This window comes from Pandoraea pnomenusa (genome assembly GCF_000767615.3).
GTDB lineage: Bacteria > Pseudomonadota > Gammaproteobacteria > Burkholderiales > Burkholderiaceae > Pandoraea > Pandoraea pnomenusa.
In genome coordinates this window covers 5,061,649-5,083,993 of sequence record NZ_CP009553.3, presented here as the reverse complement: position 1 = coordinate 5,083,993, position 22,345 = coordinate 5,061,649, and the positions used below count along the sequence as shown (strand labels likewise).

Sequence of the window (22,345 nt, the reverse complement as noted above, 5' to 3'; positions counted from 1 at the left end):
AGCGGGCCTGTGCGGCCCGCGCAAGGAAGGTTCTCATGCAACTGATCGTCGCCAACAAGCGTTATTCGTCGTGGTCCATGCGGCCGTGGGTGCTGCTCAAGCATTTCGACATCGCGTTCGAAGAGCGCAACGTGTGGCTCGCACAGCCGGACTCGCGCGAGCAGATTCTGCGTTACTCGCCCACGGGCAAGGTGCCGTGTCTCATCGACAACGGCATCACGGTGTGGGACTCGCTCGCCATTTGCGAATACCTCGCCGAAAGCTACCCTCACCTGCCGCTCTGGCCGAAGTCCCGCGAAGCGCGCGCGCATGCGCGCAGCGTGTGTGCCGAGATGCACAGTGGCTTTACCGCGCTGCGCACGAACATGTGGATGAACGTGGCGGCGCATTGGCCGGGTGCCGGCGCCACGCCCGAGACACTTGCCGACATTCGTCGCGTGGAGGCCATCTGGGAAGACTGCCTGGCGCGCTATCAGGGGCCGTTCCTGTTCGGCGATTTCTCGATCGCCGACGCGTTCTATGCGCCCGTCGTGATGCGCTTTGCGACGTTCGAACCCAAGCTCTCGGCGCACGCGCAGGCGTATGCCGATCGCGTTCGCGAGGTGGCGGCGGTGCAGGCATGGGTGGCGGCCGGACGGGCCGAGACGCAGACCGTGACTTTCTACGAAGTGCGTCCATGAAGATTTATGCTGTGGGCGGCGCGATTCGCGACGCCATGCTGGGGTTGCCCGTCAAGGACCGCGACTACGTCGTGGTCGGCGCCACCCCCGAGGAGATGGTGCGCCAAGGTTTCAAGCCGGTCGGTCGCGACTTTCCGGTGTTCCTGCATCCGCACACGCATGCCGAATACGCGCTGGCGCGCACCGAACGCAAGACCGCTCGCGGCTATCACGGCTTCTCGTTCTACTTCGCGCCGGAGGTCACGCTGGAGGAAGACCTGGTGCGGCGCGATTTCACCATCAACGCGATGGCCCGCGAGGTGTTGCCCGACGGCGGTCTGTCCGACGTGCTGATCGACCCCTATGGCGGCAAGCGTGATCTCGACGCGCGACAGTTTCGCCATGTCGGCGAGGCCTTCGCGGAAGACCCGGTGCGAATTCTGCGCTGCGCGCGTTTCGCGGCACGCTTCACCGACTTCACGGTGGCGGACGAGACGCTGGCGCTGATGCGCCGCATGACCGCCGACGGCGAGGTCGACGCGCTGGTCGCCGAACGGGTGTGGCAGGAACTCTCGCGCGGCCTGATGGAGCAACGGCCGTCGCGCATGTTCGACGTGTTGCGCGGGACCGGCGCGCTTGCGCGCATCCTGCCGGAAGTGGACCAGCTGTGGGGCGTGCCGCAGCGGGCCGATTATCATCCCGAAGTCGACACCGGCGTTCACGTGATGATGGTGCTCGACTACGCGGCGTCGCAGGGTTATTCGCTGCCGGTGCGCTTCGCGGCGCTCACCCATGATCTCGGCAAGGGCACGACACCCGAGGACGTGCTGCCGCGCCACCTCGGCCACGAGGGGCGCGGTGTCGGTCTGCTCGGCCCGCTGTGCGCGCGCTTGCGCGTGCCGGTCGAGTGCCGCGAGCTGGCGCAGGTCGTGGCCCGCGAGCATGGCAACATCCACGCCAGTCAGAAGTTCGGTGCTGCGGCGCTGGTGCGTCTGCTGGAACGTTGCGATGCGCTTCGCAAGCCCGAGCGCTTCGTGGAAGTGTTGCAGGCCTGCGAAGCCGATGCGCGGGGGCGTGGGGGAGATTTCGCCGGTGCGCCGTATCCGCAGCGCGAGCGTTTGATGGGGGCGTTGGCTGCGGCGCGTGGCATCGATGCGGGCGCCGTGGCGCGTCAGTATGCCGATCATCCGCAGAAGATTCGCGACGCGGTGCAGGCGGCGCGCATCGAGGCCGTCGAGGCGGCGGGCTTTCACGCGCCGACGGCGTGAATTCCCGCGCCGCGGCGCGGCGCTCCCGATCGACGCAAAGGCCGCCCATGGGGCGGCCTGCTTCATGCGTCATGGAACGGCTTCCGCCCCGGCGGCTTAATCGAACGCCTTGTCGTTCGGGTTTGCGTAGAGCTGCTTGAGTTGCTCGCTCATCGGGAAGTTGAAGTTGATGTGCTTCGGCGGCACCGGCGATTCGAACCACTTCTTGTACATCGCGTTGATTTCGCCGCTCTTCATCACGCCGGCGAGCGTGTCGTCGACGAGCTTTTTGAACTCGGTGTCGCCGTGCTTCATCATGAAGCCGTAGGCCTCGAACGACTGCGGCGTGCCCGTGACGACCCAGTCGTCAGGATTGCGGCCCATGGTGCGCGCGCCGGCGAGCAGCACGTCGTCCATCATGAACGCCTGCACACGACCGCCCTGGAGCATGGTGAACGACTCGCCGTAGTCCTTGCCCGAGATGACGCTCATGTTCATCTTCTTGTCGTTGTTCATCTTGTTGAGGATGCGCTCCGACGTCGTGCCCGCATTGGTGACCACCGGCTTGCCCGCCAGATCCGGGAAGTCCTTGATGCCGGACTGCTTGTTCACCAGCAGGCGCGTACCCGCGACGAAGAACGTGTTCGAGAAATTCACCTGCGCCTGACGCGACTTGAGGTTCGTCGTCACGCCGCACTCGATGTCCACCGTGCCGTTCTGCACGAGCGCGATGCGGTTCTGGGACGTCACGGGAATGAAGCGCACTTGCAGGTCGGGCTTCTTCAGACGCGTCTTCACCACCTCGACGATCTTGTTGCAAAGGTCCTGCGAATAGCCGATGACGTTGTGATTGTTGTCGTAGTACGAGAACGGAATCGACGATTCGCGATGGCCGATCGAGATCACTCCGCTGCTCTCGATCTTCTGCAAGGTCTCCGATGCGGGCTGGGCCTGCGCCACGCCCGCCGCGACATACATCGTCACGCCCAGCACCGCACCCAACGCTCCCCCGGTCAATCGCATCTTCATCATGTCCTGCTCCTGAAATGGTCTCACCCTGATCCACGATTGAATCATTTGTTTCATATTAATTTTTTTGCAACAAACGATCAAATCATTGTTAACCCTAGCGCTTGCAGGGACGTTGTCGACACGTCGCGTTCAACGACGCGCGATGGCCTGCCGGCCGGCGCTGGATGGCGATTCGGAGGTGGGCGCGGCGGTCAGGCCGGTCCGGGGAGGGGGCGGGCGCGGGATGCAACAGGTGTTGCAGGCTGCCCCGGGGCATTACCGCAGCGTTACAGCAAGCGGATCAGCAGGTTGAAGACGAGCGAGAGCACGACCGTCGATGCGAAGGGAAACACCATCTCGCGTCCGCGCCAGCGCAGGCGCAGATCGCCGGGCAGGCGACCGATGCCGAGCTTGGCGAGCCACGGCGAGGCCGCGGAGAGGATGCAGATCGCAAAGAAGATCGTCAACATCCAGCGAAACATCGGCATGGGGCCTCGGGGCAGGGTGGGTGGGCGGAAGGCGTGAGGCGGCGGGGTCAGAGCGCGTGGCTGCGGTCGCCGGTGGCGAAGCCGAGCAGTCCGGCCCACTCGTCCATGCCGCGTCCGAAGGCGATCACCTTGAAGAGCTCGCCCATTTCCGCTTCCGAGAGCAGCTTCTGCGCGGCGGACGTTGCCGGCAGGAAGGTTTTCGGATCGGTCGGATCGAGCGCGCTCATGAGATCGACGATGCCCGCGTTCATCAGGAATCGCGCCTGCGACGTGAAGCCGAGCAGATCGAGGCCGGCCTCGACGCCCGCATCGGCGATGCCCGAGAACTCGACGTGAGCCGTGATGTCCTGCAGGCCCGGATAATAGAACGGATCGTCGTGGGCGTGATGGCGGTAATGGCACATCAGCGTGCCGTGGGCACGCTGCGGGTGATAGTACTCGCGCGCTGGGAAACCGTAGTCGATGAGCAACAGCACACCGCGCGCCAGCAGCGGCGCCACGCTGCGCACGAAGGCCGCGCCGGCTTCGTGCGTTTCGGTCAGGTATTCCTGCATCGGCGGCAGGCTGTCGAGCGACGCCAGAGCCTCGGGCAGCGGGCCGGCATGGCGGCGGGCTTCCCACGCGAAGCCGCTGGCGGTTCGCACGACGCCGCGCTCGAACCAGGCGGGGTGCCCCGTCTCGTCCGGACGCCTCGCCCACAGACGTACGGGCATGGCGTCGAGCACCTCGTTGCCGAGCATCACGCCGTGGAAGGCGTCGGGCAGACGATCGAGCCAGGTGACGCGATCGAGCAGATGCGGCGCCGCGCCGGCGATGGTGTCTCGCTGGCGGGCGCGCAATTCGCCGGACAGTTCCATGATCGAGTAGTGTTCGCACGGCGTGCCCTGTGCCTCGAGTGCGAGCAACAGGTCGGCTGCGAGGCGTCCGGATCCGGCGCCGAATTCCAGCACGCTGGCGTCGCCCGTCTGTTCGAAGATCTCGCCGAGCTGGCGCGCCAGCGTGCCGGCGAACAGCGGGGTGAGTTCCGGCGCGGTGACGAAGTCGCTGCCGTCGGCAGCGAGCCGGCCGAATTTCGCGGCGCCGGCGGCGTAATAGCCGAGGCCCGGCGCGTAGAGAGCCAGTTCCATGAAGCGATCGAACGGCAACCAGCCGCCGGCGGCGTCGATGGCATCGGCGAGGTAAGCCGTGAGGCGACGCGAGTGTTCGAGCGCGTCTGCCTCCGGAACAGGTAAACTATGGGGTTTCGGTGCGGCCTGATTCATGCGGGCATTGTAACGGAGACGGTGCCGGCTGGCTGCTTTCGCCGATAAGGACCGCAGAAGCTCGGAATCGCCTTGATTCGAGAGGGTTTTCGTCGAATTTTGGCTGTTTTTTGCGTGTAATTCGCCAATTTTTGCCGCCCCCGACCGCCGTTGGCATTCCCTTGGCAGCACGCGCATCGTCCGACGTGTCGCATGGGCGCGAGCGAATCGCCGCATCGACGACGCCCACTCACTCGTTCATAGACAGGAATTCGCCGCATGACCGTTGCATCGACGCCACGCTCCACGCCCGCCCGTGACCTCGCCGCCACGCCCGTCGTGTCGCGCGTGGCGTTGGTGACGGGCGGCGCGCGCCGCATCGGGCGCGCGATCGCACTGCGCCTGGCCGGCGCGGGCTGGGATGTGGCCGTGCATTATGAGCGCTCGCACGACGAGGCGCTCGAGACCGTGGCGGCCATCGAGTCGCTGGGACGCCGCGCGGTGGCGCTGCAAGCGTCACTGGCCGACGAAGCGGCCACGGCCGGACTGGTCGCCCAATGCGCTGACGCGCTGGGGGTACCCCGCTGTCTGGTCAATAACGCGTCGCGCTTCGAGTACGATAGCGCGAGCGATTTCGGCTACCGGGCGCTCGAGCGTCACATGCGCGTGAACGCGGGGGCGCCGCTCGTGCTGGCGCGCGAGATGTACGCGGCGCTGGGCGAGGCGGGGCGCGGCGTCGTCGTCAATCTGCTCGATCAGAAGCTGGCGAATCCGAACCCTGATTACCTGTCGTACACGTTGTCCAAGGCGGCGCTGGATGTGGCGACGACCTTGCTGGCTCAAGCCTTTGCGCCGCGGCTGCGCGTGGTCGGCGTGGCCCCGGGGGTGACGTTGCTGTCCGTCGACCAGACGCCCGCGGGGTTTGCGGCCGCGCACGCATCCACGCCGCTGGGTGCCTCGTCGACGCCCGACGACATCGCACAGGCCGTGGCCTATCTGGCCGAAGCGCCTGCCGTGACCGGCACGGTGCTTTATGTCGACGGTGGGCAACACCTCGCGAGTTCATCGCGCGACGTGAAATTTCTGACCGAGCCGGCCGACGCCGACCGGTCTCGTTGATTGTCATTACGAGTTTTCAAAATGCATAGCGCTCTCTCCCACCCTCGCCTGATGGACTGCCGTCGCATGTTCCTGCGCGACTACGAAGTGTTCATCAACATCGGCGTGCACGATTATGAAAAGCGTGGCGAACAGCGCGTGCTGATCAACGTGCAGCTCTTCGTGCCGCTCTCGGACAGCACGCCGGTGGCGGACAAACTTGAAGAAGTGGTGGACTACGACTTCATGCGCGAGACCATCGCCAGGCGCGTGGGGCAGGGCCACATCCACTTGCAGGAAACGCTCTGCGACGACGTTGCGGCTGCGCTGCTGGCACATCCGCGCGTGCGAGCCGTGGGCGTGTCGACCGAGAAGCCCGACGTTTATCCCGATTGCCACTCGGTGGGCATCGAAGTGTTCAAGATGAAGGATGCCTGACATGAGTGCCGTGATGCCCGAGACCGGTGCGCCGCTGGCCGCGACCGGCGGCGTTGCCGCCGACAGCGTGAAGAAAGCGCAGAAGCTCGCGTTTGAAAACAACAAGCTCGAAAAGCGCCTGTTCCGTCTGACGGGGCAGGCCATCGGCGACTACAACATGATCGAGCACGGCGATCGCGTGATGGTGTGCATGTCCGGTGGCAAGGACAGCTACGCCATGCTCGACATTCTGCTCAAGCTGCGCGAGCGCGCCCCGATCGATTTCTCGATCGTCGCGGTCAATCTCGATCAGAAGCAGCCCGGCTTTCCCGAGCATGTGCTGCCGGATTACTTCCGCGCGATCGGCGTGGATTTCCACATCGAGAATCAGGACACGTATTCGATCGTCAAGCGCGTGGTGCCCGAGGGCAAGACAACGTGTTCGCTGTGTTCGCGTCTGCGTCGCGGCATTCTGTACCGCGTGGCGGGCGAGCTGGGCGCGACCAAGATCGCGCTCGGCCATCATCGCGACGACATCATCGAGACGGTTTTCCTGAACCTGTTCTACGGGGGCAAGCTCAAGGGCATGCCGCCCAAGCTTCAGTCGGACGACGGCAAGAACGTGGTGATCCGGCCGCTCGCGTATGTGCGCGAAATGGACCTGGAGCGCTACGCCGAATACAAGCAGTTCCCGATCATTCCGTGCACGCTTTGCGGCAGCCAGCCGAACCTGAAGCGCGCCGAGATGAAGACGCTGATTCGCCAGTGGGAGAAGCAGCATCCGGGGCGCATCAAATCGATCTTCAGTGCGCTGTCGAACGTGATTCCGTCGCATTTGATGGACACGAATCTTCACGACTTCAAGAACCTGCGCGCCACGGGCCAGCCCGACCCGCTCGGCGATATTGCGTTCGATGAGGCGCCGTGCGGCGACGAGAGCGACGCCGGCATCATCCGTATCGCGCAGTTCGACGATTGACTGGCCGCGTACGGGCGGCGCGCGGCGGGTTTTGTGGCCGGCCGCGGCGCATCGACAGACGCGGCATATGACACGACACGACACGACACGACGCGGCCCGCCGGATTTCCCGGTGCCGCCCAATTCCGACACCCGCATTTCACTTTCTGATCGTCACGACGCCATGAATATTGTGATTCTCGCCGCCGGCATGGGTAAGCGCATGCGCTCGAAGCTGCCCAAGGTATTGCAGCCCCTGGCCGGCCGGCCACTCCTGTCGCACGTGATTGCGACCGCTCGCACGCTCGCCCCGGGCAAGCTCATCGTCGTGATCGGGCATGGTGGCGAGGCCGTTCGCGAAGCCGTGGCCGGCGACGGTGTGCTGTTCGCCGAGCAGGCCCAGCAACTGGGCACGGGCCACGCCGTTCAGCAGGCGGCACCGTTGCTCGACGAATCGGTGCCCACGCTCGTGCTCTATGGCGACGTGCCGCTCACGCGCGCCGAAACGCTGCAAGCGCTGCTCGACGCGGCGGGGGGCGACAAGCTGGGCGTACTGACGGTCGACCTCGACAACCCGACCGGCTACGGCCGTATCGTGCGCGACGGCGCGGGCAACGTGCTGCGTATCGTCGAGCAGAAAGACGCCAACGAGGCCGAACTCGCCATTCGCGAAATCAACACCGGCATCGTGGTGGCGCCCACGCGAGCGCTCAAGGGCTGGCTGGGCGGGCTGAAGAACCAGAATGCGCAGGGCGAGTACTACCTGACGGACGTGATTGCCTGTGCGGTGGCCGACGGCGTGCCGGTGGTGACCACACAGCCGGCGTTCGCATGGGAGCCCAACGGCGTGAACGACAAGGCGCAACTGGCCGAACTGGAGCGCGACTATCAGCGTAATGCGGCCGGGGCCCTGCTTGCCGCGGGGGTGACCCTGATCGACCCGTCGCGTTTCGACATGCGCGGTGAGGTCGCGTGCGGCACCGATGTCACCATCGACGTGAACTGCGTCTTCGAAGGCAAGGTGACGATCGGCGACGGTGCGACCATCGGCCCGAACTGCGTGATTCGCAACAGTGTCATCGGTGCCGGCACGCATATCGAGGCGTTCAGCCATCTCGACGGCGCGGTGGTCGGTGCCGACGCGCACATCGGCCCCTATGCGCGACTGCGTCCGGGGGCGGACCTGGCCGACGAAGTGCACATCGGCAATTTCGTCGAAGTGAAGAATGCGTCGCTCGGCAAGGGTTCGAAGGCGAACCATCTGGCCTACGTGGGCGACTCGACCGTTGGCACGCGCGTGAATATCGGGGCGGGCACCATTACGTGCAACTACGACGGTGCGAACAAGCACCGCACGGTCATTGAGGACGATGTGTTCATCGGATCGGACACGCAACTCGTGGCGCCGGTGACGGTCCGTCGGGGGACCACCATCGCGGCGGGCACGACCGTCTGGAAGGACACGCCGGAAGACTCGCTGGTGCTCAACGGCAAGGCGCAGGAAGCGAAGACCGGTTACGTTCGCCCGCGCAAGCAGAAGCAGTAAAATCCTCGGTTATGGACCGGTGTGCGGTGTGCCAGGGCGCACGGTGCACGCCGGGCGAGTCAAATCCGATCGAATCCGATCGAAAGAGCCAGGACCTCTGGCGTAAAGGGAAGGAATATGTGCGGCATTGTCGGCGCGGTAGCGCGACGTAATGTAGTACCGGTACTGGTCGAGGGCCTGCGCCGGCTGGAGTACCGCGGCTATGACTCGTGCGGCGTGGCGGTCCTGAAGGACGGTGCACCGCAGCGCGCGCGCAGCGTATCGCGTGTGGCCGATCTCGACGAGCAGCTTGCGCAGACGCATCTGGCCGGCGAGACCGGCATTGCGCACACGCGCTGGGCAACGCACGGCGCGCCGGTCACCGACAACGCGCATCCGATCTTCTCGCGCGACGAAGTGGCGCTGGTGCACAACGGCATCATCGAGAACCACGAGAGCCTGCGCGACGAGCTGCGCGGCCTGGGTTACACGTTCGTGTCGCAGACCGACACGGAGGTCATCGCTCACCTCATCCATCACCTGCTGTCGAACGGCGCGGCGGGCGATCTGTTCCACGCGGTGCGTCTGGCGACGCGTCGTTTGCACGGCGCTTACGCGATTGCAGTGTTTCGCAAGCAGGAGCCGCATCGGGTGGTGGGCGCGCGCGCCGGATCGCCGCTGGTGGTCGGTGTGGGCGAGGGCGAGAACTTCCTGGCTTCGGACGCACTGGCGCTGGCGGGCACGACGGACCAGTTCATCTATCTGGAAGAGGGCGATATCGTCGAACTCACGCTCGATGGCGTGAAGATCGTGGATCGCAACGATGGGGCCGTCGAGCGCGAAGTGCGCACGGTGCAGGCTTATACGGGCGCGGTCGAGCTGGGTCCGTATCGCCACTACATGCAGAAGGAAATCTTCGAGCAGCCGCGCGCGATCGGCGACACGATGGAAGGCGTCGAGGGCATTTCGCCGACGTTGTTCGGCGAGAAGGCGCAGGAGGTGTTGAGCAACGTCGATTCGATCCTGATTCTGGCGTGCGGCACGAGTTACTACTCGGGCATGACCGCCAAATATTGGTTGGAGTCCTTGGCGCAGATTCCGACGCAGGTGGAAGTGGCGAGCGAGTATCGCTATCGCGACAGCGTGCCGAATCCGAAGACGCTGGTCGTGACGATTTCGCAGTCGGGTGAGACGGCCGACACGATGGCGGCGCTGCAGCATGCGCAATCGCTGGGCATGACGCATACGCTGGCGATCTGCAACGTGGGCACCAGCGCGATGGTGCGCCAGACGGCCCTGCATTACCTCACGCGCGCGGGCACGGAAATCGGCGTGGCGTCGACGAAGGCGTTCACGACGCAGCTCACGGCGCTGTTCCTGCTCACGCTGACGTTGGCGAAGCTGCGCGGTCGTCTGACGGCGGCACAGGAGGCCGACTATCTGACGCAGTTGCGCCACTTGCCGGCGGCGCTGCACAGCGTGCTGGCGCTGGAGCCGCAGATCATTGCCTGGGCGGAGGAATTTGCCCGTCGCGAGAATGCGCTGTTCCTCGGCCGCGGCCTGCATTACCCGATCGCGCTCGAAGGTGCGCTCAAGCTCAAGGAGATCTCGTACATCCACGCCGAGGCCTATCCGGCGGGCGAGTTGAAGCATGGGCCGCTGGCACTGGTGACCGAGGAGATGCCGGTGGTGACGGTGGCTCCGCGAGACGCACTGGTCGAAAAACTGAAGTCGAACATGCAGGAAGTGCGGGCGCGCGGCGGTCAGCTGTACGTCTTCGCCGATGCCGATACGGAGATCTCGAATGCCGAGGGCATCCACGTGATTCGCATGCCGGAGCATTACGGCCAACTGTCACCGATCCTGCACGTCGTGCCGCTGCAACTGCTGGCATATCACACCGCCTGCGCCCGTGGTACCGATGTCGACAAGCCGCGAAATCTGGCGAAGTCGGTGACCGTGGAATAACGGCGAGGCGTCTGACGTACCATAGACTTCGGTGCGTCCCTGGCCGGCTGCGCGGATCGCGAGCCGGCCTTTTTCATGCGACTGGGCATGCATCGGGCTAGCGTGGCGTGTACAGGAACACCCATCCCGCATAGCTGTCCTGTCCGGCGAATGTCTTGTCGGCTTCGTCGAATCCGGTCTGTCTGAGCGGCGTGCCCTTCGCGCCGCTGAAGACGCCCCTGATGCCCCCGTCAGGGGCGCGAACGATATTCCAGCCGGCACCGGTCATCGGGTCGGCATAGGCGCGTCGAAGGTGATGGGCCGGGCGTGCGAGCCGGGTGTCCACCACCAGATCGTCGAGCGACCTCGGATAGCGTCCCGGCGCCGGCCCCGACGCGTGGTAACGCGCAATGGCGCGCCGGATCTCGTCTCCCTTCGCCAGCAAGTCCGCTTCGCGCTCGCGTCGCCGCTGCGCCGACCACAACGTCGACGTCTGCATGAGCAGAACACCGACGATCGTCACCGCCACGATCATGCCGAAATAGACGCTGCCCCGGTGCGTCGCGCAGGCGCGCGGACATCGTGACCGGACGGGCCGCTCGCCAGCATTACCAGGACGCATAGGCGCTCCCGTCAAGCGCCCGCCCCGTCGCGCCGCTGTGGACGTCGGCCGGACGGCTGTCGTCGCCCGGCGCGAGCCGCCACGTGTCGTTGCGCCCGGTTACCGGATCGAGCGGCAGCGTCTTGAGATAGTGCGCCGTGACCAGCACGTCGAGCGTCGCCGGCGATTCACCTCGGTCGTCGCGATAGTCGTCGAGCGCCCGACGAAGTGTCTCCAGGTTGTGCCGCAACACGGTCTCGCGTGCCTTGTCGTACTGCCGGAAGTAGCGCGGCGCGGCGATGGAGAGCAGCAACGCCACGATGGCGAGCACCACCAGCAGCTCGATCAACGTGAATCCGCAACTCAGCCGAGCGCCTGCCCGGGGTTCCGGCTTACCAGTCGCGATAGAACGTACCATCGAGTGCCTCGTCGTCGCTGGAGGAGTAGACATCGAACACGTCGGCCCCTTCGGCCGGCGCATCGGGAGGGCTGTCGTAGCTGCGCGATCGCCACGTCGACGCGGCGTCCCGCTCTGCGCAGTGACACATCGGGTCGCGCGGCAGCCGCCGCAGGAAATAGCGCCTGCGCGTCCCGCTCGGATCGCGTGCGTCGCGCACGCCGTCCACGAGCGACGCGAGATTCGGTGGGTAGCCGCTCTCGTCGCTCCCGCGCGCCACCTCCCCCTTCCGTGCCGCGTCGTAGTACGCGTCGATGGCGTGACGAATGTCGCGCAGCGCCCGCCGCAGTTCGATTTCCTCGCTGCGGCGCCGAACCATCTGCGTCAACGGAGCGGCCGTGCTCGCGAGCAATGCCAGCAGCGCCAGCGTCACGCTCATTTCAATCAACGTGAAGCCCGACATCCGGGCAGGCGACGCGCTTCGCGCGTGTCGACGACGCCCGCTCACTTCCCGTCCACCTTGGGGCCGACGACCTTTCCCCCGAAAACGCGTGGCGGGTCGTCGCGATCTTCGGGCGACGACGGAAAGCCGCTGTCGGCGGGGTCCTGCGCGGCCGATTCTGGCGATGACTCCCGTGGGGACCTGGCGGGCTCCGACCCGCCCGACGAGGACGCCGCCGGCATCTGCCGCCAGGCGTGCGGTGACGAACGGGAGGGAAATGCATCCGACAGCGCATCCGACAGCGCATCCGCCGCCACGTCAGGCGGCGCGATGCGTGCCGGGCGCCCGGATGAAGCCGCCGCGTCCGACGGTAAGTTGGAGATCACCATGTGCGTCGTTGGGCCGAGTCGCAGCGCGTCGCCCGGATGTTGCTCCGTGCCGCTGTCGAAGCGGCTCACGCGAGACGCCGGCACGGCCAGGCTGCGTTCGACGTGCGGGGTGATGAGCAGCACCACCTCCGTCTTGGCATGATCCTCGGATTGCGAACCGAAAAGCCGACCCAGCAGCGGCACCCGGCTCAGTCCGGGAATGCCGGACATCTTCTCGCGTGTCTCCCGATTGATCAGTCCGGCAAGCACCTGTGTCTCATTGTTGCGGGCGGAAAGCGTGGTTTTCGCCGTACGCGCACTCAGGTTGTAGGCGATGAGCCCGGTCTTCGTCTGCACCTGCCGGGTGATGTTGCTCACATCCAGCGCGACCTTGATCACGATTTCGTCGTTCAGACTGATGCTGGGCTCCACGTCGAGCTTCAGACCGACGTCCTGATATGTCAGCGATTCCGTGACCGCGCCGTTCAGGTTGGTCGTACTCACGACGGGTACGCGTTCGCCAATGCTGATCGTCGCTTTCTCGCGATTGCGCACCCGAATGCGCGGGTTGGCAAGGATCTGCGCCTTGTTCGCCTCCTGCAGCAGATTCAGGCGTGCCAGCGGCGCCGTAACGTCGAGATCGACGGCGTCGCCGCTCAGTCGCCCGAACCGGCTCAGCGCGACGCCGCCGCCGGCGTCCCGGACAGCGTCGGAGAAGCGCAGCGACACGCTCTCCGGATAACGGATGCCGAGATCGAGCAGACCATCGTTGGAGACTTCGAGCACCTGCACGTCGAGCGTCACCTCGGAGGTCGGCAGATCGATCACGTCGATCATGCGGGAGATCGCGTCGAGCGCCTCGGCACTGTCGCGCACCGTGATCGCGCCCAGACGCTCGTCCACGAACAGGTTGCGCGGGCGCATGAGTTGCCTGATCTGCGCGGCGGCCTTCTTGACGTCGGCATAGCTGAGGAAGAATGTCTGCACCGCGAGCGACCGGTACCGGGCGAGCTTCTCGGCGGTCGCCGGGAAAATGAGCAGTGTGTTGGCATTGAGAAACTGCTTTTCCAGACGGTTTGTCGAGAGCAACAGATCGATGACGTCCCCGGCGGTGGTTTGTGTCGCGTCGAGGCTCGCGCGTGCTGCGCGATCGAGGTCGCTGTCCAGCACGAAGTTGATCCCGGTGACTTGCGAAATCATCTCGAAAATCGCGGGCAACGGACGCGATTTGATACTGAGCGAGACCGGCTTGCGCAGCACGGCGGCGGCCGACGCCGGTGCGGGAGGCGGTGCGCGGTCGAGGATGCTTCGAATCCGCTCCGCCAACGCGATGGCTTCCCCCCAGTCGGGCAGTTGGCGCAGCACGCGAGACACGATGCGCAGCGCCGCGCGCGGATCGCTCGATGCCCTGGCTTGCGCATCGGCCAACGATCCTCGAAGGCGGTCGCGAATCCGCAGCCGGTCGAGCCACTGTGCCGCCGCCTGATTGGCGGGGTCGAAGCGCAGCGTTTGCGTCAGCCAGTGCCTGGCCTGCGCTTCGTCGCCGCGCGTAAGGGCGTCGCTCGCGTTGCGCAGGTACTGCGCCGCGAGCTGCTCGCGTACGAGCAGATAGCGTGTTCGCAGAGCGATGCTTTGCGGGTCGTTGCGCAGGTGTTCGGCAAGCCGCGTGACGGCGCCGGCGAGATCTCCCTTGCGGACGGCCGCGTCGCTCTCGGACAACGCATTCGGCACGGCGCAGCCCCCGAGCGCCGCAAACAGGCAGAGCACGCCGAGTCGCGCGAGTAATCGGGCCACGGGGCGAGGCTGCGCGCCGCCCGCACTACCGGTCGCGATGGACATCGGGTTCAGTCCCGGCGAGGCCCCGCATGGGGTTTGGCAGCGGCAATGTCATGTGGCGGGCGTCGGTCCGGCGCGTGTAGGTCAGCGATGTTGCGTCGATGCGATCGAGCCGAAACGCGCCGGCAAAAGTGTCGCCCGGCGCAACGCGGCCCGGCGCGTCGCAAGCCTCGCACAGTAACCACGTCTGCCCGCGTCGCTCCAGTACGACGACAGGCGGGCGGCTGTCGAAGCGCCACACCGCCGCCACGTCGAACACGGGTGACGGCGCCTCTCTCGGCCCGGTTGGCGCACGAGGGGGCGTGAGGCTCGATGCGGCTTGTGCGCGTGGTTCGCCCGGCGATGGGCCCCAGTGCCGGGCGGCGAACAGATCGACGTCTGGCAGGGCACCGTCCTTTGCGGGGGCGGAGGGCGGCTGCTTTCGATGGGCCACGGTGCGGGCGCGATGCGTGGACGCTGCGGCGCTCCGTGCCCGGCGGTCCTGCCACGCCAGCCACGCACTGGCGCAGAGTGTCGCGGCCAGCAACCCACCGACGATACGAGACGTGTTCATCGGCCGTCCTCCCGGAGGGTGAGCCGCACATGCGCGACGACGTGGGCGTCGGCGATGTCCTGGCGTTCGATGGCGACCGTTTCGAGTTCGGCGCCCCGCAACGCACCCAGTTCGCCCAGTGCCTTGCGCAGGTCCGGATACTCGCCGGTGAGCGGCAACGTCACGGCCAGGTGCCCGCCGCCGGCCTTCAGACGAGTCAGTTGGTACTGCACGTCGCCCACGAACAATCTGTTGGTGCGAACGATGTCGAAGATGCGGCCCAGATCGGCCGAGTATCCTTGTGGCCCTTCCCGTGACGCCGCGCGTTGCGGCAGGGCAGCCGCGCGTGGTGCGAGGCGTCGCAGTTCAGCACCGGAGCCGGCGATACGGCGCTCGGCGTCACGCAGTGCGGGCTCGATCCAGATGACCTTCATCGCGAGCACGACGATGGCCACGGGAGCGAGCAGCGCAAGGCCGGCGAGGGCGGCGACAGCCCCCGAAACGCCAGGGGTGCCGACACGTTGCACGACAGCCGCGCAGCCCCATCGGAGGCGGGCGACCGACACGCGGAGGCGATCTCGGGCGATGCTCATGAAGTCACCTGCGCGCGCAGCGTGAGCGTCATCGATGCCTCGACGACGGGTGCGTCGGACGCTGCCTTGCGGGCACTGTGGTGCCACTGGATGTCGAACGTCGGTTCCAGCCGCGTGGCGAACGCGATCATGCCGTCGACGTCACGCGCCTCGAAGCCGAGACGCGCGGTGCCGGCGTCGGCCGTCACCTCGATTCGACGCAAGGCGATATCGGGCGAGAGCGCGGGGCCCAGGCGGTCGAGCAGTGCCAGTGCGCGCGCGGTGTCCGCCCCGACGTGTGCTGACGGCACGGCAGGTGTCGGGGCACCGGTGCCGTGGGCGCCATCACAGCGACGCTGCGCATTCGCGACCTCGCGCGCGAGTACGACGGCTTCGGCCTGCGTGGCCCGAACGCGCTGCGCGTCGTGCCAGACGATCCACGCCAACCCGGTGAGCGCGATCGCCGTCGCGGCGCATGATGGGCCCAGGTGGCGTGTGGTTCGCGCTCGAAGATCCAGAGGCGCGGCGGCGCGGTGCCACCGTGTCAGGCGCCACACGTCCCGTGCAACCTTTGCAATGCCTGCCGTCGCGCAACGAAATCGATGTGTCATGCGCTCTCCCACAGCCAGGGGTGCGGCGCGGCGGCGCTGCACGCTTCACGCCCCACGCAGATCCGGTCGTCATTGGGCGACGGTGCCCGACCGTGCGCACGCGCAAGCCACAACGGTGCGTCGTCGACACCGCACAACGTCTGCAGGGTGTCCAGCGTCTGAGCCACGCATCGCTGCGCGAGCGGCAGCGCACAGACGTCGTGCCACCGCCCGCCACGTCGCAACAGGCATGACAACCCGCCGGTGTGATGTACCGCAATCGATGCATCGGCACTCGCATCGAGCGGCGTGCGCCGTACGACTTCGTGTAGTACGTCGCGGCAGGTTACCCAGCGCAGACGCGCTTGCACCACGAGGCGATGCACATGGTCGAGCCAATCGCCGTCGACGGCCACCGCGAGGTGGGGGCAGCCGAAGGCCGCGTGCGTCATCGCGATCTTCCATCCGCGCGACATGCCTCCGAAGCGGCGTGCGAACCGACCCGCGGCAAGCGCTTCGAGGTCGCGCAGCGATCGCGCGCCATCGGGCCATGGCACGACCTGATAGTGCGCCAGACCGAAACCCGCCAACACATGCAGGCGATCCATGCGACACAGTCGCCCGCGCGGCAGCGATGCCATGGCTTGCGCGCAGCCCTCGACGCCGCCGGTGTCCAGGCGCAGGCGCCAAATGTCGTCTGTGCGCCGGCGGACGTTCGAAATTCCCACCGGTCGCGACGCCGCAAATACCACGTCGCGCTCGACAAGCACGACATGCTCACGAAATCCCAAAGACACGGATGACCTCCTGCAGGGTGGTGGCCCCGGCGCGTGCGGCGGCCACGGCGGCGTCGTTCATGAAAACGTGCCCGCCTTCGCGCGCGATCCGGCGCAACTCGGTAGCCGGCGCGCGATGCCGCAAGGCTGCCGCGATCGCGTCGTCGATCTTCAACCACTCGGCCACCGCGATCCGACCGGCATATCCGGTGTCGCGACATGCTTCGCAGCCGACGCCGCGACGCCACCGCCCGTGCCGGATCGATGCCGCATCCAGCCGCATCGCCGCCGTGGCGTCGCGCGGGGGGGCGTCGTGCACGGCGCACGCCTCGCATACGCGGCGCACCAGGCGCTGTGCCACGATGGCCCGCAGCGCTTCGGTCACGCTCACGGGGTCGAGACCCATGTGCAGCAAGCGCTCGAGTACGCCAAATGCCGAATTGGCGTGCAGCGACGACAGCACCAGATGTCCTGTGAGGGCCGCTTGCACTGCGATGGTCGCCGTCTCGCCATCGCGAATCTCGCCGACGAGGATGGTGTCTGGGTCGTGACGCAGAATCGAGCGCAGGCCGCGAGCGAACGTCAGTCCCTTCTTCTCGTTGACGGGAATCTGCAAAACGCCGGGCAGTTCATACTCGATCGGATCCTCGATGGTGATGAGCTTGCGTTCGCCGCTGTCGGACTCAGCCAGCGCGGTGTGAAGCGTGGTCGACTTGCCGCTTCCTGTCGGGCCGGTGACGAGCAGCATGCCGTGCGGCTCGGCCAGCGCGGCACGAATGCCGGTCACCGTGCGCGTGTCGAGGCCGAGCGTGGTGAATGAGCGCGCGGCGTTGCGATGGCGCTTGTCGAGAATGCGCAGCACGGCATCCTCGCCGTGAATGCTCGGCATGACCGATACGCGAAAATCGACATCGCCGCCCTCGATGCGCGCCCTGAACCGCCCGTCCTGCGGCACGCGCCGCTCGCCGATATCCAGCCCGGCCAGCACCTTCAGACGCGAGATCGCCTGCCCGGCATCGTCCTGCCCCGGCCAGCGGCCAGCCAGGTGCAGGACACCGTCGATGCGGTAGCGAATGGCAAGACCGTCCGCAGCCGTCTCCACGTGGATGTCGCTGGCGCGCGCGCGCAACGCGTCGAGCAGCGCGGCATCGACCAGACGAACCACGGCATCGCTCTGCCCGTCGATGCTCGTCCGCGAGATCTCCGTGACGCGGCGCGCCGTGCCGCCGGCGTCGTCGCCGACGCCGGTCGTATCGAGTACACGTTCATGGCGTTCGGCGTCTTCGAGCGTGCGCATCACTACGCCGGGCATTGTCATGGCGGCGCGCATCCGGCTCGCGGCCCGGTGCGCGACACACCAGCTGCGTACGGCCAGATCGAAGGGATCTTCGAGGACCACATAGCGCATGCCGTCGACATGCACGGGCAGCACTCGGTGACGCACGGCATCCGACAGCGGCAGGTGGGCGAAGTCCGTCGCCGCCACGAGCGACGCGGGCGCGAGCGCCTCGAGTCCGGCCGCGCGCGCGACGGCGGGAAGCAGCGACGCGTCGGCGACGAGTCGCCGGGCAATGTGTTCGCCCAGTGGCTCGCCCGCGGCCCGCGCATCGTGCTGCCAAAGGCGCAGCGTGTCGTGACGGCGGGAGGACGATGTCATCGCGTCACCCCTGAAGACTGCCGGCGAGCTCGAAGATCGGCATGTAAAGCAGAAACACCACCAGTCCGATCACCCCGCCGACGATGAGCATCAGCACCGGTTCGAACACCCTGCTGAACGTGTCGAGCGCGCGCGAGCGACGCATCGTGAAACTGGGCAATGCGCTCGCACATCGCGTCGATGCCGCCGCCGCGCTCGGCGACACGCAAAAGGCGCACCGCGATGGGGGTCGTCAGGCCATGGGCGAGGAAGGCGTCTGACATCGGTACACCGGCGCGAATCTGCGCCAGCGCACCGACGCTGGCGTGTGCGTAACTCGCGGGCAACAGACGGCTCGCGAGGCCGATGGCGTCCACCGCGGGCATGCCGCCGCCCAGCAACATGCCAAGCGTGCGGTAAAAGCGCGTGAGCACGAATCGCTCGTGCTGCTCCCGCAGTCGCGGCAGTCGCCATACGGCGGCGAGCAGGCGCGAACGCACGTCCGGAGACCGGCCGGCGAAAAGCAGCGCCGTTGCCATCGCGCCGAGTCCGGCGAGCAGCGCCACGCGGTGCGCATCGACCAGGGCGCCCCACCCGACAAGCAGGCGGCCGGTGGCGGGGAGGTGCGGCGCGGACTGCAGGACGGCAGCGAAGCGCGGCACGACGTAGAACAGCAGGAAGGTGAGAATCGCCACGCCGGCAGCGATCACGACCGCGGGATAAGTCATCGCGGACTGGACCCGCTTGCGCAGCGTCTCGACGTGCTGCTCGTACTGGCGATAGCGCAGGAGGGCGGCGGCGAGGTGTCCGGTGTGCTCGGCGGCTGCGACGCTTGCCACGAACAACGGCGGGAAAGTGGACGGCAGGCGGCCCAGCGCGACGGAGCACGGCAGGCCATCGTACATCGCGTTCAGCAGATCCCCGAAGATCCTGCCATCCGCGGCACGCGGTGCCTTCTCTCGCAGCGCTTCGATGGCCTCGACGACGGTCAGCCCCGCATCGAGCAGTGCGCCGAGTTCGTGGGCGAAGAGCGGTACATCGAAGCGCGGGGAGCGTGACGGCACGGCGAGCGGGCGCCCTGCGCGTCGGATCGACACCACCTGGCAGTCGTCGTCGGCGAGGCGCGCTCGCGCATGGGCGGCGTCGCTCGCCTCGATGCACTCGACGCAGATTCGGGCGCCGCGAACCACGCGTGCTTCGAAGGTCGTCATGGCCCGTATGCCACGGCAGATTGGGCGAGGCGCCGGTTTCGCTCGGCCACGAGGATCGCATAACGCTTGCGGACTTTGTCGGCATAGCGCTTGCGCAGCGACGCGCGTGTCTGGCCCGTGCCGGCGTTGTACGCGCCGACCGCTTCCCACCCGTAGCCGAACTGTTGCACGAAGCCCGCCAGAATCCATGCCCCCGTAATGATGGAGGTGCAGGCGTCTTCGCGCAGGCGGCGTTCCGTGACGCCGTATTTCGCCAGACGCGGCAGATGGATGCTGTTGATCTGCATCAGGCCGATGTCGCGCGTGCCGTTGCGGTTGACATTGCGAGCCGCCAGATCGAGGTTCGATTCGACTTGTGCGATGGCATACAGCAACAGTGGATCGAGGCGGTAGCGATTCGCGGCGACGTCCCAGCAATCGGCGCGGGCGCGGGGCGCGAATGCCGCACCGACCGTCGCGATGAAGAGGACCGCCGCCACGCGTGCCATGACCAAACGCACGCGGAGGAGGGGGACGTGCCGGCGCACTGGCGCGCCGGTGCGAAGACGCGGTGTCACGCTAGGCGGCATGGCGGAACGCTCCTGTCAGAAGCCATACACGATGAGGCGTGCCGTGTCGCCGTCGCCGCCGGGGCCGTACGACACGATTTCCACCTCGTGATCGGCGCCCGGGTTCTTCCACACATAAGGGCGGTCCCAGGGATCGTTCGGGAGGGACTTCGCGAGATACGGCCCCTGCCATCGCGTCACCCCGACGGGACCGACAACCAGCGCCTGAAGTCCCTGTTGCTCGGTGGGGTACTGACCCACGTCGAGCCGATACTGGCCGAGTGCGTCGGCGAGCGATTTCATCTGTGCCAAGGCAGTCTTTTCGCGGGCCCGATCGACCTGGGAGAAGAGCTTCGGGCCAACGTATCCCGCGAGCAAGGCGATGATGAGCAACACCACGAGCAGTTCGAGCAGGGTGAAGCCGCGCTGGCACGCCCGGGGGAGCGCCGGCATCGTGGTCAGGCGAATGCGTCCGTCCATGTTTTTTTCAAGATGCATAGTAATGCGAATTAATGCGATGAGAGCACCGAATCGACGTGGAAGGATGCGCGCCATCGCACTGCGCTTTCCGGCGCGGAGGTGCGAAGTCGCTGTCGAAGCGTGTGTCGCCCGCCCGCAGGGCGGCGAAGGTGCGCGAGTTCATCTTGACAGTTAACCCATGGGCTGCGTGTGGGATGTGCCCTAAAGTGTTCCGATCGGGGCGGTGTCGAGATCGGCGGATGGCACGCCGAAGCCGCAAACGGCAAATCGACGGAAATTATCGGCGGCTTCGCGACATCGGACTTTCAAGAAGGGCTGCGGCGGCGCTGGCTGCACCGTTCAAAACGCGGGGCGAAGCAAGGACGGCATAATCCGTCATGAAGTTCGTCGTTATGACGATGAAAGCTTATTTTTCGACGATTTGACGCTACATTTCATCAGGCACTCTCCATAGAATTGGAGCGTCGGTGCATCGCAATGCGTGGCGGTGCGCGACATCGACCGACGTTCACGATGGGGGGAAATATGAAGAAGATTGCGTTGCTCGGTGCGGGGCACATCGGTCAGACCATTGCGCGGCTGTTGCACGACAGCGGCGATTACCAGGTGACGGTGTTCGACCGCAACGCCGCTGCCGCGGCATCGGTGCGCGACTATGCGCATGCCTTCGTGGTGCTGACCGAAACGGACGCGGGGGCGTTGCAGCAGGCGGTTGCGGGTCACGACGCCGTGGTCAACGCGCTGCCCTATACGATGGCCACCCGCGCGGCCACGGCCGCCGTCGCCGCCGGGTGCCACTATTTCGATCTCACCGAGGACGTTGCCGCGACGCATGCGATCCAGCAACTCGCCGAGGGCGCATCGACCGCGCTGATGCCGCAATGCGGATTGGCGCCGGGGTTCATTGCGATTGCCGCGCATCATCTCGCTGCCACATTCGACCAGGTGGATTCGGTGAAGATGCGCGTCGGGGCGCTGCCCGCGTTCCCGACGAATTCCCTGAAGTACAACCTGACGTGGAGTGTGGACGGTCTCATCAACGAATACTGCCAGCCATGCGAGGCGATCCGCGATGGTGCTCGCCTGACCGTGCAGCCGCTCGAGGACCTGGAGCACTTTTCGCTCGACGGCGTGGAGTACGAGGCGTTCAACACGTCGGGGGGGCTCGGTACGCTGTGCGAGACGCTCAGTGGGCGCGTGCGCGATCTGGACTACAAATCGGTGCGTTATCCGGGGCACGGCGCGTTGATGAAGGTGCTGCTCAACGAACTCCGGCTCAAGGACGATCAGGACACGATCAAGGCGATTCTCAAGCGTTCGGTGCCTAGCACGCTGCAGGACGTGGTACTGATTTTCGTCGTGGTCAATGGCTTGCGCGGCGGCGTGCTGACGCAGGAAGTCTTCGCGCGGAAGATCTTCGCGGAACGTAACAACGGGCACAGCGCGAGCGCCATCCAGATCACCACGGCGTCCGCGATATGCGCCGCCGTCGACATGTTCTTCGCGGGACAGCTACCGCAGCGCGGCTTCGTACGTCAGGAGCAGATCGCCTTGCCGGATTTCCTCACCAATCGCTTCGGTCAGGTGTACGCGCATTCGACGCACATCGAGTCCCTCTCCTGAGGCGGGAGAGGGAGAGGGGGAGGGAGAGGGAAAAAGGACGACGATCCGGCCGGCGGCTCACGCTCTGCGTGGCCGGGCGTCACCGTGCGATTCCCGAGCAATGCGGTGGCCGAGGTATGTGGGGAAAAAGTATCCTGATTAT

The 22,345-nt window shown here is 66.4% G+C and carries 23 protein-coding genes; 8 read left to right on the top strand and 15 right to left on the bottom strand.

Annotated elements, in window-relative coordinates:
• Positions 1-35: 35 nt before the first annotated feature.
• Both LV28_RS46845 and LV28_RS46840 read left to right on the top strand, forming a co-directional pair.
• The gene (locus tag LV28_RS46845) at positions 36-680 is read left to right on the top strand and encodes a glutathione S-transferase family protein (protein WP_025249983.1); all 645 of its coding nucleotides are present in this window, start codon (positions 36-38) and stop codon (positions 678-680) included.
• The gene (locus LV28_RS46840; protein WP_025249982.1) at positions 677-1,927 is read left to right on the top strand and encodes a multifunctional CCA addition/repair protein; all 1,251 of its coding nucleotides are present in this window, start codon (positions 677-679) and stop codon (positions 1,925-1,927) included. Before LV28_RS46845 ends, LV28_RS46840 begins: the two co-directional genes overlap by 4 nt.
• A gap of 96 nt (positions 1,928-2,023) precedes the next feature.
• Here LV28_RS46840 and LV28_RS46835 read toward each other — a convergent pair whose 3' ends face one another.
• The 3 genes from LV28_RS46835 to LV28_RS46825 form a co-directional block, all read right to left on the bottom strand.
• Positions 2,024-2,929 (bottom strand): glutamate/aspartate ABC transporter substrate-binding protein, encoded by a 906-nt coding sequence (locus tag LV28_RS46835; RefSeq protein ID WP_023872836.1) that lies wholly within the window; start codon positions 2,927-2,929, stop codon positions 2,024-2,026.
• Positions 2,930-3,204: 275 nt separating this feature from the next.
• Positions 3,205-3,399 carry a DUF2905 domain-containing protein gene (locus LV28_RS46830; RefSeq protein WP_023872838.1) on the bottom strand — a complete coding sequence of 65 codons (195 nt, stop codon included), beginning with the start codon at positions 3,397-3,399 and terminating at the stop codon, positions 3,205-3,207.
• Positions 3,400-3,452: 53 nt separating this feature from the next.
• Complete coding sequence (locus LV28_RS46825; RefSeq protein WP_025249981.1) at positions 3,453-4,667, bottom strand: class I SAM-dependent methyltransferase; 1,215 nt, start codon at positions 4,665-4,667, stop codon at positions 3,453-3,455.
• Positions 4,668-4,925: 258 nt separating this feature from the next.
• On the opposite strand from LV28_RS46825, the gene LV28_RS46820 reads away from it, so the two are divergent.
• The 5 genes from LV28_RS46820 (at position 4,926) to glmS (ending at position 10,612) form a co-directional block, all read left to right on the top strand.
• Positions 4,926-5,765 carry an SDR family oxidoreductase gene (locus LV28_RS46820; RefSeq protein ID WP_023597992.1) on the top strand — a complete coding sequence of 280 codons (840 nt, stop codon included), beginning with the start codon at positions 4,926-4,928 and terminating at the stop codon, positions 5,763-5,765.
• Positions 5,766-5,786: 21 nt separating this feature from the next.
• On the top strand, positions 5,787-6,182 hold the full coding sequence (locus LV28_RS46815) for a dihydroneopterin aldolase (RefSeq protein ID WP_023597991.1): 396 nt from the start codon (positions 5,787-5,789) through the stop codon (positions 6,180-6,182).
• A 13-nt stretch (positions 6,183-6,195) separates the two neighbouring features.
• Positions 6,196-7,140 (top strand): tRNA 2-thiocytidine(32) synthetase TtcA, encoded by a 945-nt coding sequence (gene ttcA, locus LV28_RS46810; protein ID WP_115344608.1) that lies wholly within the window; start codon positions 6,196-6,198, stop codon positions 7,138-7,140.
• Between the two features lie 163 nt (positions 7,141-7,303).
• On the top strand, positions 7,304-8,665 hold the full coding sequence (gene glmU, locus LV28_RS46805; protein ID WP_038619497.1) for a bifunctional UDP-N-acetylglucosamine diphosphorylase/glucosamine-1-phosphate N-acetyltransferase GlmU: 1,362 nt from the start codon (positions 7,304-7,306) through the stop codon (positions 8,663-8,665).
• A 117-nt stretch (positions 8,666-8,782) separates the two neighbouring features.
• On the top strand, positions 8,783-10,612 hold the full coding sequence (gene glmS, locus LV28_RS46800; protein WP_023597988.1) for a glutamine--fructose-6-phosphate transaminase (isomerizing): 1,830 nt from the start codon (positions 8,783-8,785) through the stop codon (positions 10,610-10,612).
• A gap of 97 nt (positions 10,613-10,709) precedes the next feature.
• On the opposite strand, the gene LV28_RS46795 is transcribed toward glmS, so the two are convergent.
• The 12 genes from LV28_RS46795 to gspG all read right to left on the bottom strand — a co-directional run bounded on the left by LV28_RS46795 (position 10,710) and on the right by gspG (position 20,580).
• Entirely contained in the window at positions 10,710-11,213 is a 504-nt protein-coding gene (locus LV28_RS46795) for a type II secretion system protein (RefSeq protein WP_023597987.1), read from the bottom strand.
• Positions 11,200-11,610, bottom strand: a complete 411-nt coding sequence (locus LV28_RS46790) for a type II secretion system protein (RefSeq protein WP_023597986.1) — start codon at positions 11,608-11,610, stop codon at positions 11,200-11,202. Before LV28_RS46790 ends, LV28_RS46795 begins: the two co-directional genes overlap by 14 nt.
• A complete protein-coding gene (locus LV28_RS46785) occupies positions 11,585-12,052 on the bottom strand; it encodes a type II secretion system protein (RefSeq protein WP_038619500.1) in 468 nt (155 codons plus the stop codon). The genes LV28_RS46790 and LV28_RS46785 overlap by 26 nt, the downstream gene beginning before the upstream one ends.
• A 41-nt stretch (positions 12,053-12,093) precedes the next feature.
• Positions 12,094-14,238, bottom strand: a complete 2,145-nt coding sequence (locus LV28_RS46780; protein WP_058371711.1) for a secretin GspD/PilQ domain-containing protein — start codon at positions 14,236-14,238, stop codon at positions 12,094-12,096.
• The gene (locus LV28_RS48950; protein ID WP_147291590.1) at positions 14,219-14,788 is read right to left on the bottom strand and encodes a hypothetical protein; all 570 of its coding nucleotides are present in this window, start codon (positions 14,786-14,788) and stop codon (positions 14,219-14,221) included. The genes LV28_RS46780 and LV28_RS48950 overlap by 20 nt, the downstream gene beginning before the upstream one ends.
• Entirely contained in the window at positions 14,785-15,360 is a 576-nt protein-coding gene (locus tag LV28_RS46770; RefSeq protein WP_038619503.1) for a hypothetical protein, read from the bottom strand. Before LV28_RS46770 ends, LV28_RS48950 begins: the two co-directional genes overlap by 4 nt.
• The gene (locus tag LV28_RS46765) at positions 15,357-15,950 is read right to left on the bottom strand and encodes a hypothetical protein (RefSeq protein ID WP_058371710.1); all 594 of its coding nucleotides are present in this window, start codon (positions 15,948-15,950) and stop codon (positions 15,357-15,359) included. The genes LV28_RS46770 and LV28_RS46765 overlap by 4 nt, the downstream gene beginning before the upstream one ends.
• On the bottom strand, positions 15,947-16,726 hold the full coding sequence (locus LV28_RS46760; protein ID WP_141570629.1) for a hypothetical protein: 780 nt from the start codon (positions 16,724-16,726) through the stop codon (positions 15,947-15,949). Before LV28_RS46760 ends, LV28_RS46765 begins: the two co-directional genes overlap by 4 nt.
• A complete protein-coding gene (locus LV28_RS46755; protein WP_023872851.1) occupies positions 16,707-18,362 on the bottom strand; it encodes a GspE/PulE family protein in 1,656 nt (551 codons plus the stop codon). The genes LV28_RS46760 and LV28_RS46755 overlap by 20 nt, the downstream gene beginning before the upstream one ends.
• Positions 18,359-19,552, bottom strand: a complete 1,194-nt coding sequence (locus LV28_RS46750) for a type II secretion system F family protein (RefSeq protein ID WP_218026214.1) — start codon at positions 19,550-19,552, stop codon at positions 18,359-18,361. The genes LV28_RS46755 and LV28_RS46750 overlap by 4 nt, the downstream gene beginning before the upstream one ends.
• Positions 19,549-20,040 (bottom strand): transglycosylase SLT domain-containing protein, encoded by a 492-nt coding sequence (locus tag LV28_RS46745; RefSeq protein WP_048806500.1) that lies wholly within the window; start codon positions 20,038-20,040, stop codon positions 19,549-19,551. Before LV28_RS46745 ends, LV28_RS46750 begins: the two co-directional genes overlap by 4 nt.
• Positions 20,041-20,136: 96 nt before the next feature.
• Positions 20,137-20,580 carry a type II secretion system major pseudopilin GspG gene (gene gspG / locus LV28_RS46740; protein WP_081327026.1) on the bottom strand — a complete coding sequence of 148 codons (444 nt, stop codon included), beginning with the start codon at positions 20,578-20,580 and terminating at the stop codon, positions 20,137-20,139.
• A gap of 525 nt (positions 20,581-21,105) precedes the next feature.
• Between gspG and LV28_RS46735 the strand changes: the two genes are divergently transcribed.
• Entirely contained in the window at positions 21,106-22,203 is a 1,098-nt protein-coding gene (locus LV28_RS46735; RefSeq protein ID WP_038619510.1) for a saccharopine dehydrogenase family protein, read from the top strand.
• The last annotated feature ends 142 nt before the right edge of the window (positions 22,204-22,345 follow it).

What these genes read in the sequence shown, in the direction of transcription:
- LV28_RS46745 (WP_048806500.1), bottom strand. Translation starts at nt 20,040, where the DNA reads ATGGCACGCGTGGCGGCGGTCCTCTTCATCGCGACGGTCGGTGCGGCA.
- LV28_RS46795 (WP_023597987.1), bottom strand. Translation starts at nt 11,213, where the DNA reads ATGCGTCCTGGTAATGCTGGCGAGCGGCCCGTCCGGTCACGATGTCCG.
- LV28_RS46830 (WP_023872838.1), bottom strand. Translation starts at nt 3,399, where the DNA reads ATGTTTCGCTGGATGTTGACGATCTTCTTTGCGATCTGCATCCTCTCC.
- LV28_RS46750 (WP_218026214.1), bottom strand. Translation starts at nt 19,552, where the DNA reads ATGACGACCTTCGAAGCACGCGTGGTTCGCGGCGCCCGAATCTGCGTC.
- LV28_RS46770 (WP_038619503.1), bottom strand. Translation starts at nt 15,360, where the DNA reads ATGAGCATCGCCCGAGATCGCCTCCGCGTGTCGGTCGCCCGCCTCCGA.
- LV28_RS46835 (WP_023872836.1), bottom strand. Translation starts at nt 2,929, where the DNA reads ATGCGATTGACCGGGGGAGCGTTGGGTGCGGTGCTGGGCGTGACGATG.
- LV28_RS46825 (WP_025249981.1), bottom strand. Translation starts at nt 4,667, where the DNA reads ATGAATCAGGCCGCACCGAAACCCCATAGTTTACCTGTTCCGGAGGCA.
- LV28_RS46840 (WP_025249982.1), top strand. Translation starts at nt 677, where the DNA reads ATGAAGATTTATGCTGTGGGCGGCGCGATTCGCGACGCCATGCTGGGG.
- LV28_RS46780 (WP_058371711.1), bottom strand. Translation starts at nt 14,238, where the DNA reads ATGTCCATCGCGACCGGTAGTGCGGGCGGCGCGCAGCCTCGCCCCGTG.
- LV28_RS46785 (WP_038619500.1), bottom strand. Translation starts at nt 12,052, where the DNA reads ATGTCGGGCTTCACGTTGATTGAAATGAGCGTGACGCTGGCGCTGCTG.
- LV28_RS46790 (WP_023597986.1), bottom strand. Translation starts at nt 11,610, where the DNA reads ATGGTACGTTCTATCGCGACTGGTAAGCCGGAACCCCGGGCAGGCGCT.
- LV28_RS46845 (WP_025249983.1), top strand. Translation starts at nt 36, where the DNA reads ATGCAACTGATCGTCGCCAACAAGCGTTATTCGTCGTGGTCCATGCGG.
- LV28_RS46765 (WP_058371710.1), bottom strand. Translation starts at nt 15,950, where the DNA reads ATGACACATCGATTTCGTTGCGCGACGGCAGGCATTGCAAAGGTTGCA.
- ttcA (WP_115344608.1), top strand. Translation starts at nt 6,196, where the DNA reads ATGCCCGAGACCGGTGCGCCGCTGGCCGCGACCGGCGGCGTTGCCGCC.
- glmU (WP_038619497.1), top strand. Translation starts at nt 7,304, where the DNA reads ATGAATATTGTGATTCTCGCCGCCGGCATGGGTAAGCGCATGCGCTCG.
- gspG (WP_081327026.1), bottom strand. Translation starts at nt 20,580, where the DNA reads ATGGACGGACGCATTCGCCTGACCACGATGCCGGCGCTCCCCCGGGCG.
- LV28_RS46815 (WP_023597991.1), top strand. Translation starts at nt 5,787, where the DNA reads ATGCATAGCGCTCTCTCCCACCCTCGCCTGATGGACTGCCGTCGCATG.
- LV28_RS48950 (WP_147291590.1), bottom strand. Translation starts at nt 14,788, where the DNA reads ATGAACACGTCTCGTATCGTCGGTGGGTTGCTGGCCGCGACACTCTGC.
- LV28_RS46820 (WP_023597992.1), top strand. Translation starts at nt 4,926, where the DNA reads ATGACCGTTGCATCGACGCCACGCTCCACGCCCGCCCGTGACCTCGCC.
- glmS (WP_023597988.1), top strand. Translation starts at nt 8,783, where the DNA reads ATGTGCGGCATTGTCGGCGCGGTAGCGCGACGTAATGTAGTACCGGTA.
- LV28_RS46755 (WP_023872851.1), bottom strand. Translation starts at nt 18,362, where the DNA reads ATGACATCGTCCTCCCGCCGTCACGACACGCTGCGCCTTTGGCAGCAC.
- LV28_RS46735 (WP_038619510.1), top strand. Translation starts at nt 21,106, where the DNA reads ATGAAGAAGATTGCGTTGCTCGGTGCGGGGCACATCGGTCAGACCATT.